1 protein-coding gene and 1 pseudogene are annotated in these 626 nt (G+C 49.7%); both read left to right on the forward strand.

Going from position 1 to position 626, the window contains the following annotated elements; genetic code table 11:
• Positions 1–178, forward strand: a pseudogene (locus BHE89_RS19470) (phosphohydrolase); the annotation flags it as partial.
• Between the two features lie 17 nt (positions 179–195).
• Positions 196–626 (forward strand): hypothetical protein (locus BHE89_RS19475; protein WP_128860740.1); only part of this gene is annotated, 431 nt, incomplete at its 3' end.

The following is a 626-nucleotide window of genomic DNA, read 5'->3' on the forward strand; positions in this document are numbered from 1 at the left end:
AAAAAAAATCGACGTAATAGATTTAGGTTCTGCTGTTGCGCCGATACAGATTAGTGATGTTGAGGCATTGGAGCAGGTATCCAGAGAAGATTACACGCTCCCGATTTTTGTGCCGGAGGGGCAGAAGTGGGTTCTCCCTGGTGGCGCATTTGGCCGAGAGGCCTGTGGTTCTGATTGATTTGTGCAGAGGTGGCAATGTTGGATTTTGTTTTTTTGGTGTTTTTGGGGTTGGGCATATCTATGGTGCTGGTGCGTCGGTCTTCCCGTAAGGGGATGGATCTTGAACTGACATGGCTCCAGTCGTTGAAGGTCGTGCTGGTTCGTGGAGCTGTTGCATTGGGCCTGGGGTTTGGCATTGGCAGGCTTGTATTGATGGGGATGCAGTATGGTTTCCTGAGTGAGTCTGTCCTGAGGGAACATGCACTTGTCTCCGTAGCGGTGGTGCTGATCTGTGGGCTTGGTTCGTTCGTTGCGTTTCAGTGGATCATCGGAAGGATCTCTGGAAGATCGATCAGCGTCGTTTCTGTGATCAAAGTTGTGATGTACGAGTCTGGTTACTTTGTGCTGTCGATGCTTATCTTGTTGGTGATACTCGTCCTGTTCGGCCTTGCATACGAGACTTTTTT

The sequence above is a fragment of the Shigella sp. FC1967 genome (assembly GCF_001743005.1).
Classification (GTDB): Bacteria; Pseudomonadota; Gammaproteobacteria; order Enterobacterales; family Enterobacteriaceae; genus Proteus.